Source organism: Streptomyces sp. 142MFCol3.1 (genome assembly GCF_000424945.1).
Classification (GTDB): domain Bacteria; phylum Actinomycetota; class Actinomycetes; order Streptomycetales; family Streptomycetaceae; genus Streptomyces; species Streptomyces siamensis.
Genome location: NZ_AUKV01000080.1, coordinates 1 through 6,345 on the forward strand (window position 1 = coordinate 1; position 6,345 = coordinate 6,345).

Sequence of the window (6,345 nt, forward strand, 5' to 3'; positions counted from 1 at the left end):
GTTGATGCGGTAGAGCGACTGGAACTGCAGCCAGGTGCAGAATCCGACGCCGAAGAGCGTGCCGGCGTTGAAGGTGAGCCAGTACCAGCGCGGGAAGGTCGCGCGGGCGAGCAGGCTCATGCCGACGCAGACGACGATGCCGTACGTCACCAGTCCCAGCATCGGGTTGGGGAACCCGAAGGCGGAGGCCTGCTCGCTCTTCATGATGTTGCCGCAGGAGACGACCGGGTTCAGGCTGCACCCGGGCACGAAGTTCGGGTTCTCCAGCAGTTTGAACTTGTCGATCGTGATGACCCAGGCGGCGAGCAGCCCGGCGGCTCCGGTGATCACCAGCATCAGGGCGAACGCGCGGCTGCTGCCCGCCGTCCGAAGGGACGACGCGCCGTGCTCGTCGTATGTCCCCCGCCCCGCGGTGGAGGCCATCAGCCGCGCAGGGTGCGCGCGGGCAGGAGCACGTGCGCGGCGCTGAGCAGGGTCTCCTCGTCGCCCGCGAAGGCCGTCAGGCTCTCCGGCGCGACGGGCTTGCCGGGCTGCGCCTCGGGCCAGGCGCGGGTGGCGAACAGGAAGTAGGCGTAACCGCGTTCGGCCACGGCGGCGAGCCACTCCGGCGGCGCCACGCACTGAGCGTTGAGGTGCGGCATCGTGACGACGGCCTGACCGGCCTCGACGAGGAGGGTGAGCGGCAGGCTCGGCTCGCGCGAGGCGTCCAGGAGCGTCTCCCCGACGGGCAGACCGTTACTGGTGAGCAGCTGCTCGATGGCCCTCGCTGAGGCCTCGGGGCCGCCCGCGCCGTCGCCCAGGGAGTAGGCGAGGAGATAGGGCATGTCGCCGTCGGGGGCTTCACCGCTGAAGGCCATGACGGCGAGCGTGCCGAGGTCTGCGGCCCGGAAGGGGCGCGTTTCACTTGGGGTTGAAGTCACCGCGGAACCTTATCGACGCACCCGAACGGGTCCGGCCGGTTCATCACCCGCCCGGGGGACGACCGGAGGGTCGACCACACGAATGAGGGACGCTCCTCGAACAGCACGGAAGGGCAGGCTCCGCGATTTCCGGCGCGAAAGGGCCGACTCCGCGACTCTGCGGAATCGGCCCTTTCGGTATCGCGTAGGCGGTCAGTCGTTGGCGCAGGCGTTGGCGAACGCCGGGTTCAGCAGACCGATGACGCTGATGGAGTTGCCGCAGGCGTTCACCGGGACGTGCACGGGAACCTGGATCACGTTGCCGGAGAGGACGCCGGGGGAGTTGGTCGCGAGGCCCTCGGCACCGGCGTCGGCGACGGCGCTGCCGACAGCGCCACCCATGGCCATTCCGGCGGCGGCAAGAATGAGAGCGACCTTCTTGGCAGTGTTCATCATCAACCCTTTCCTGGGAGATTTGCCCCAAATCCTAGGGAAATCGCCGCAAGCCCCCCGGAAAGACACGCGATGAAATGAACGGATCAGCTCTGGAGGGGAAGTCCGCCGAGGAGATTCGCGGGGGCGCCGGAGGAGTTGACCGCCTCCGTGACGCCGTCCACGGAGTCGAGCAGCGAGCCCTTGGTCTCGGTGTCGAGCGCGTTCGACTGATGCTGGAGGGGCATCACGTCCTCGGCGTCGAGCGTGCGCTGGCCGGCGATGGTCTCCAGGGCGCCGTTGAGGCTGCTGGGCGTGAGGTTGGAGGCATCGGCGGCAAAGGCGGGCGCGGCGGCGCCGGCGACGACCACGGACCCGGCAACGACAGCTGCGGCCTTCAGGGACTTCATCGGGTTCCTTTCATCGGCTACTCAGGTCACCGGAGGGAATTCCTCCTCACCCGGCTAACGAGCCCCGCTCCCGCCGGAAACCCCGCGTGCGGAGAATTCCTGCACCCCACCCGAACGAACGGCGTGTCGCATTCTCATACAAAACAGCCGTCATGCCGACCACAGACGGTCGGCACGACGGCAGGGTGGCGACTGCTTCGCCTCAGACACCGCTCCCCGGGCTCAGTGGGTGGACAGGACACCGCCCGTCGGCAGCGCGCTCGTCACGCCGGACGGCGAGGGCAGACCCGGCAGGTCGAGCGCGGGGAGCCCGTCGCCGAGCCTGTTGCCACGCGGCGAGTCGCCGTCCGCGGCGACGGCCTGAGCGGCGATCCCGGGCAGAAGCGTGGCACCGAGAGCGGCGGAGGTGACGCGTCGTGCGCGCAGAGCACGCATGGATGTTCCCTTCGATGTTCGGTCGAACCTGGAATCACCGTGAAAGCGGTAGTCGCCGTGTGCAACCGAACGACTCCCCCGCACAGCGTCCTCGCGTCCATACCACCGACATCACCCCTGGTGAGGAGTCATGCGAGGGATCGCACGGCGTTCCCCCCATTCGGGGCAACGCGAACCGGCCGCCCTTCGCTTCGGAGGACGGCCGGAAGGGTCCGCGTGGACGTCAGTCCGTGGCGCAGCGGGCGCCGAACGACGGGTTCAGCAGGCCGATGACGTCGACCGTGTTGCCGCAGACGTTGACCGGGACGTGCACGGGGACCTCCACGACGTTGCCCGACAGGACGCCGGGGGACTGGACGGCCGTGCCCTGCGCGCCGCTGTCGGCGGCGGCGATACCGGCGGCGCCGGCCACAACGGCGGCGGCAGCGGAGGTCAGGGCCAGGCCCTTCGCGATACGCGACATGGAGAAGTGCTCCTTGGAGATCGACACAACATCCGGGCGGGATGCCCGGCACAGAAGGTCAACGCGCGAGCCACGCGAGGGTTGTGCCCCGGAATGGTGATGCCGCAAAACGCGCAGCTTCACCATTCCGATACGCTTCTACCGTTTCGATGATGAATGCGGACAAAGGGATGGGGTCGGGCTCCTCCTGGCGCCGCTTGGAACCGGACGTCGGCCAGACGTCAACAGGCCTCCGAAGGACGGGGAGCCGACACGCATTCATGTGATGTACAGATTCCGACCGTCCGCTGATCCAGAACCCCTTCTCCCGAAAGGGCATCGCCGGTCATGCGTCATTCCCCGGGTCTTCCGCCGCGCCACACGCCGGTGGGCCGCTCGCCCCGCACGGCGCTGCGGGCACCGGCCCGCCCCGCGATCCGGTGCACGGTGACCAGTCGGCCTCCCGGATCGTTTCGCAGCGGGACGCGGCCTGGACCGGCGCACAGTTCGGCGCCGTCGACGCGAAGCAGTGACGCGCGCTCCTTTGCGCGCCGCCCGTGAGCAAGGAACCGCGCATGCAACTGTCGACCGACCCTCCGTCGCGGGTCCTTCATGTCACCCAGCCCGCCGACGGCGGGGCACCCCGGGTCGTCACGGACCTGGCGCAGGCCCAGCCGGCCGTCGCACGCCGGTGCCGTACGTCGGCGCCGAGCGTCCGCAGCGAGCGGGCCGAGGGGCTGTCGTCCGGGCACGCGACCACCGAGCCCGGCGGACGCAGACCGGGGCGGAGCGCCGAGCTCGGCGGTAGCGAACCAGGTCAGCACGGCGGTAACGAACCAGGTCAGCACGGCGGAGGCAGACCGGCCCGGTGCAGGCGGCACGGCGGAGGCAGACCGGCCCGGTGCGGTGGACACCCACGACGCGGCAGGCGGCGCAGGTGGCAGACGTGGACGTGCTGAAGCCGGCTCGGTGCGCACCTCGCTTCCGGTCCGCGCCGTGAGCCCCCCGCGCAACCGGCCCCCCGTCGTCCTGCCCGCGGCCCGCAGAGCAGTTGCTCCCGCCCCCGCCGAACCCCAGGAACCGGCCGCGGGACGTTTCCTCGCCAAGACCGCGCTCGTCACGATCGCCCTCTCCATCACCGGGGCGCTGCTGGGCCTCGGCCGGGACCAGGCGCTGGCGTACCTGTTCGGGGCCGGTCCGGAGACGGACGCGTTCCTGGTGGCCTGGACGGTGCCGGAGTTCGCGGCGACGCTGCTGATCGAGGACGGTCTGGCCTTCGTGCTCGTACCGGCGTTCAGCGTGGCCGTCGCGCGCCGCTCCCGGGGGACGGCCGGTGACCCGGTCCGCACCCTGGTCGGCGCCACCCTGCCCCGGATGTCGCTGGCCTTCATGACCGCGTCCGGGGTGCTGGTCGTCGGGGCGCCGTACTTCGTCGAGGCGCTGGCGCCCGGTCTACGAGATCCCGGACTGGCCGTGGACTGCACACGGTTGACGGCGATCGGGGTGCTGAGCTTCGGGCTCGCCGGGTACTGCGGCGCGGTGCTGCGGGCACACCAGCGGTTCGTCGCGCCGACGGCGATCTACGTGGCGTACAACGCGGCGATCATCACGACGATGCTCGTGCTCGGCGGCCACTGGGGCGTGCGCTCCGCGGCCCTCGGTGTGGCGCTCGGCGGCGCCCTGATGGTGGGGGCGCAACTGCCGTCGCTGTGGCGGCGGCTCAGGGCCGGGAAGACGCCCGGCGACGCCCTCGCCGCCATGGCGCGGGCAGGCGAGGCGGGCGGCGGCACGCAGGACCGGCCGGTGGACCTGACGCTGATCACGACGGTCCTGCTGTTCGCTCTGGGCCGGCACTGCCAGGTCCTCATCGAGCGTTTCCTCGCGTCCTCGCTGCCCGCGGGCGCCATCTCGCATCTGAACTACGCCCAGAAAGTCGCCCAGATGCCGATGGTCCTCGCCCTGATGCTCTGCACGGTCACCTTTCCGGTGGTCGCGCGGGCGCAGGCGCAGGGAGACACGGAGCAGGCCGGGGCGCGGGTGGAACGCGACCTGGCGCTCGTCTCCCGCACGGCGCTGCTCGGCGGCGCGGCGGTCGTCGCGTGCGCTCCGCAGATCATCGAACTGCTCTTCCAGCGCGGCGCGTTCACCGCACGGGACACGGCGGCCACCGCGTCGGTCATGCGTGTGTACACCCTGGGACTGCTCGGCCACACCCTGGTCGGCGCACTGGTCCGTTCGTTCTTCTCGGCGGGACGGCCGACCTGGTACCCGCTGATCGCGATGACGGTCGGGCTCGTCGTGACGTCCTGGGCCGGCGCGCTGACCGTCGGCGTCTGGGGAGTGCACGGGATCGCGGCCGCCAACGCCCTCGGCATCACGGTCAGCGCCGTGCTCCTGCTGTGCGGCATGGGCCCGCGCAGTGTGCCGATCCGGACCCGTCGTGTGGTGTCGGAGCTCGGCAGACCCGTGCGGGCGGCGGCCGTCGCCGCCGTGGCGGGGGCGGTCGCCGCGAGCGGCACCCGCTCCCCCGTGCTCGGCCTCTTGGTCGGCGGCACGGTCGTGACCGTCGTCTTCGCCCTGCTGGCCTGGGCCCTCGATGTCCAGGCCTGCGCAGCCGCGTTCCGCTCCGTCACACGAAGGCTCCCGCATGTCCGTTTCCGCTGACACTCGGGGACGCCCAGGTGTGGGCGGGCGTGCGGGTGCGCACGCTCCAGTCGGACGTGCGGACGGCGACCTCGCCCGACGCCCCGATGGTCTCCGTGTCGGCCACCTCCGGGCGTCCGGACGTCGCGGCCGGCATGGGCCAACACCGTCGCCCGCTCGCTGACCCCGCACGCGCACGACAACCGGAGCGGCATCCACGTCGAACCGGTCTCGTTCTCCCGCGCGGTGCGTCCCACGCAGGCCTCCTCGCCGTCGCGACGGTGACGGAGCCGGTGGGCGCCGGCGCGGGCGGGCTGCCCGGCGGCCTTCTGCCGGGCATGCCGGGACGGCTGCGCCTGACGGTGGTCCGCGACGGGGGTCGACTCCGCCCCGTCGCGCCCCTGATGCCGCAGCGCGGAGATGGCATCGGGCTTCACCGGTGAGGGTCACTCACACGGATGACCGTGGCGGGGAGCCGTTCACTCCGCTCCCCGCCACGGTCACGCCGGGTTCCCTGAACGCGTCGAGCGTCCGGAGGTCCGGCTCGTCCGCCGCGAACATGGCCGGCCCCGTCGCTCCGAGTGGCCGCCGGGCGGGGCACCGGCTCGGGTGCCGGACGCGCTCCCGCGTCGTCCGGCACCCGCAGCAGGGTGCTACCGGCGGGAGGCGGCTCGGCCTCGCCGGTACAGGAGGATTCCGCCCGCCAGCAGGGCGGCGCTGGCGGCCGACGCCGCGAGGGTGCCCTCACTGCCCGTGTGCGGCAGCGATCCGCCGAGACGAGGCGTCTGCTCCTCGACGGGGGCCGGCGGAGTCACCGTCCTCGGAGGTGTGGTCACCGGCGGAGTCGCCGTCCTCGGAGGTGTGGACTTCGGCGGAGTCGCCGTCCTCGGAGGTGTGGACTTCGGCGGAGTCGCCGACCTCGGAGGTGTGGTCACCGGCGGAGTCGTCGGCGGGGTCACCGTCCTCGGAGGTGTGGTCACCGGCGGAGTCGTCGGCGGAGTCACCGTCCTCGGAGGTGTTGTCGTCACAGACGTGTCCCCGGAGCCGCACCCGTTCCCGAAGGCCGGGTTGAGCGCGGAGACCA

General features: G+C 71.7%; 8 protein-coding genes and 2 pseudogenes. 2 read left to right on the top strand and 8 right to left on the bottom strand.

Features of this window, described 5'->3' with window-relative positions; translation table 11 throughout:
• The 6 genes from H305_RS49080 to H305_RS0143345 all read right to left on the bottom strand — a co-directional run.
• Positions 1-423: vitamin K epoxide reductase family protein (locus H305_RS49080; RefSeq protein WP_037767470.1), on the bottom strand; the 423-nt coding region annotated here is incomplete at its 3' end.
• The gene (locus H305_RS0143325; protein WP_028805902.1) at positions 423-920 is read right to left on the bottom strand and encodes a DUF5949 family protein; all 498 of its coding nucleotides are present in this window, start codon (positions 918-920) and stop codon (positions 423-425) included. The genes H305_RS0143325 and H305_RS49080, both read right to left, overlap by 1 nt.
• Before the next feature lie 192 nt (positions 921-1,112).
• On the bottom strand, positions 1,113-1,352 hold the full coding sequence (locus H305_RS0143330; RefSeq protein ID WP_028805903.1) for a chaplin: 240 nt from the start codon (positions 1,350-1,352) through the stop codon (positions 1,113-1,115).
• An 86-nt stretch (positions 1,353-1,438) separates the two neighbouring features.
• Positions 1,439-1,741, bottom strand: a complete 303-nt coding sequence (locus H305_RS0143335) for a hypothetical protein (protein ID WP_028805904.1) — start codon at positions 1,739-1,741, stop codon at positions 1,439-1,441.
• Between the two features lie 222 nt (positions 1,742-1,963).
• Positions 1,964-2,176: a hypothetical protein gene (locus H305_RS0143340; RefSeq protein ID WP_028805905.1), complete on the bottom strand. Its 213-nt coding sequence runs from the start codon at positions 2,174-2,176 to the stop codon at positions 1,964-1,966.
• Between the two features lie 223 nt (positions 2,177-2,399).
• Positions 2,400-2,639, bottom strand: coding sequence for a chaplin (locus H305_RS0143345; RefSeq protein WP_028805906.1), 240 nt, complete (start codon positions 2,637-2,639; stop codon positions 2,400-2,402).
• Positions 2,640-3,614: 975 nt separating this feature from the next.
• Between H305_RS0143345 and murJ the strand changes: the two genes are divergently transcribed.
• Together murJ and H305_RS55610 are read left to right on the top strand one after the other, a co-directional pair.
• On the top strand, positions 3,615-5,282 hold the full coding sequence (gene murJ / locus H305_RS0143355) for a lipid II flippase MurJ (protein WP_028805907.1): 1,668 nt from the start codon (positions 3,615-3,617) through the stop codon (positions 5,280-5,282).
• A gap of 2 nt (positions 5,283-5,284) precedes the next feature.
• A pseudogene (locus tag H305_RS55610) lies at positions 5,285-5,704 on the top strand (lipopolysaccharide biosynthesis protein); the annotation flags it as partial.
• 210 nt (positions 5,705-5,914) lie between these two features.
• On the opposite strand, the gene H305_RS55615 reads toward H305_RS55610, so the two are convergent.
• Positions 5,915-6,076, bottom strand: coding sequence for an LPXTG cell wall anchor domain-containing protein (locus tag H305_RS55615; protein ID WP_234021458.1), 162 nt, complete (start codon positions 6,074-6,076; stop codon positions 5,915-5,917).
• A pseudogene (locus H305_RS53840) lies at positions 6,006-6,345 on the bottom strand (hypothetical protein); the annotation flags it as partial. The pseudogene H305_RS53840 and the gene H305_RS55615, both read right to left, overlap by 71 nt.